Below are 2,383 nucleotides of genomic sequence, written 5' to 3' on the forward strand. Positions count from 1 at the left end.
CCATCACCGGATTGAAGCAACGGCAACAATACAGGCAGGAATGATTTGTTCTTACGGTTGGCAAACTGCAACTGCGCCTGCTGACGGAACCATTTATTCTCCCCCTTTAATAATTGTATCAACTGATCGCCGGTATATTTACTCAGGTCAAACTTTGGCGGAATAGGTGTTTGTACCTTATTGCGCAGACGATACACTCTTCCTGATGTTTTATGCCAGGTATCATGCGGGTCTACATGCGACAAACGGCTATCGTACCAATCGGCGATATACACATTGCCATCAGGCCCGGCTTTAATATTAACAGGGCGGAACCAATGATCATCTGTTTTAATGATCTGCTCTTCATCTACATTGGAAAAAGTAGATCCGGCTGGCTCAAAACGGGTAAGCTGTACATAATTCAGGAGCGGGTTAAGCGCAATCATTTTGCCTTTATATCTATCGGGCAAACTGGTTTCCTCGTATTTGATCAGCGAATGTGTAAACCGTTTTCTTTCACCCGTCAGTTTCATACTGGGCAAATTCCCAAACGTATAGGCGTTGGTGTAAGGACCATGTTTGCCTAAACTCTTCTGATAGTAAGCGCCCTGTTTAAAATTCGGGCCCCTGTCGTAACCATTGTCCCCGGAATACAGCCGGCCTTTGCTGTCGAACTCCACGTTGAAGGTATTCCCCCCGCCTTCTGCAAACACTTCAAACACCTTTGTATCTACGTTATAACGCCAGATAGCCTGGCCCTGGAAGGCAACATGTTTTGATACCGCAGAACTTATATCGGCAGTGGTGGTGCTTCCCTGGGCGCCGTACAACCAACCATCCGGGCCCCAGCGCAAACTGTTGGCCACCGCGTGCGTGTCTTCCAATCCAAATCCCTGTAAATGAACTTCAGGGTTTCCATCCGGCATACCGTCGTTGTCGGCGTCAGGATAAGCCAGCAGGTAAGGCGGGTTCAACACCCAGATCTTCCCTCTCCCTGTTACCACACTGGTGGCTATATTCAATCCCTGTATCGCATCGGTGGATTTATCATACACCCCATCTCCATCGGTGTCTTCAAACACCGTGATCTTATCCGCTCCCTTCGCACCCGCAGGCGGGGCCGCCGGTATTTTATCAAACTTCACCCGCAGGTAATTATCTATGCTCACTACTTTCAGTCCCTGCGGGAAAGGATACTGGTGATACTGTACCACCCAAAGCCGGCCCCGGTGATCGAAGCTCAGTTCCACCGGCTGTACTACCTGCGGCTCAGCTAATACCAGGTCCAGCGCCAGGTCGTCCGGGTACTTGAAATGCTTCAGCGTTTCCTTTGGTAAAGTGGGTTGTGAAGAATCCGTCAGCGCACCCACCCCTTTAAATGATTCCATATAACGGGCCACATCTTCATTATCACTTACCGGCAATTGAGCCGTTTCTTTCTTTTGATTCTTCTGATTACAGGCAGCGATCATCACCATCATACTTATACCCGTAAACCAAACTTTTGTTCCTGTATTCATTTTTTATACTTTAAAAAGATAAAATTTCACGTCAGTACTTTACAAAAATCCCTTTCTCCTGCACCGTTCCACCTGTGATCAGGAGAATATAAGTGCCCGGTACCAGACCGGAAACATTTAATGAAGCATGATTCCGGCCTTTGTTTACCTGGATCTTGTCTGACTGCAAAACAGCGCCGTGCATGGTCAGGATCTTCCGCACTGCGGCGCCGGCATTGGCCGCTGTAAATACAATTTCTATCTGGCTGCCGGCCGGGTTGGGGAAGATGTTGAATTGCCTTGCTTTGTCTGTGCTTTGTTCCATCTTATTCATCATTACAGGAACAGAATCCCTGCGCGACAGTTCATCCACATGTTTCACCAGTTTGATGGTTTTAGAAAATCCATGCTCCAGGTTAAATGATGCGGTCAGCGTAGTTCCCTGGTTAGTAATGCCCACATTGGAAGGATTTTCCAGCACGTCCCAGTTCCCGTTAAGCACCATACTAACCGTTCTTGGATTAGCCAGCCAGTAATAATTAAATGCTGTTTCGGTGGTAATATTCATGTCGGGAGAATTCACCGTTACCGTCAGTGTATCGCCGCTTTCCCTTACTCCTGCCATGGATACGGCAGACACGCTTTTTACATACCCAGTATTGACGTTATTATTGGAGGTAAAAAACACATACGAGGTAAGCGATGCAGGATTGTATCTAACCACATGCAGGGAATCCGTTTGCTTCAGGATATCATAAGGCGTAGCGGTGGCAAACTCCGTGGCCAGCGTTTGCATGGCCTGTGGCGTAGTGCCGGGTACTACCACAAAATGATATTTAACCTTATCAGGGTTCACGCCGTGGATCATCCATGCCTTGCTGGCATAGGCCGTATCAAATGAA

General features: G+C 47.8%; 2 protein-coding genes. Both read right to left on the minus strand.

Annotated elements, in window-relative coordinates; translation table 11 throughout:
- Positions 1-1,502 (minus strand): PVC-type heme-binding CxxCH protein (locus VIM72_RS24815; protein WP_332005518.1); only part of this gene is annotated, 1,502 nt, incomplete at its 3' end.
- Positions 1,503-1,533: 31 nt separating this feature from the next.
- Positions 1,534-2,383 (minus strand): T9SS type A sorting domain-containing protein (locus VIM72_RS24820; RefSeq protein ID WP_332005519.1); only part of this gene is annotated, 850 nt, incomplete at its 5' end.

It is taken from the genome of Chitinophaga sp., assembly GCF_036569185.1.
GTDB lineage: Bacteria > Bacteroidota > Bacteroidia > Chitinophagales > Chitinophagaceae > Chitinophaga.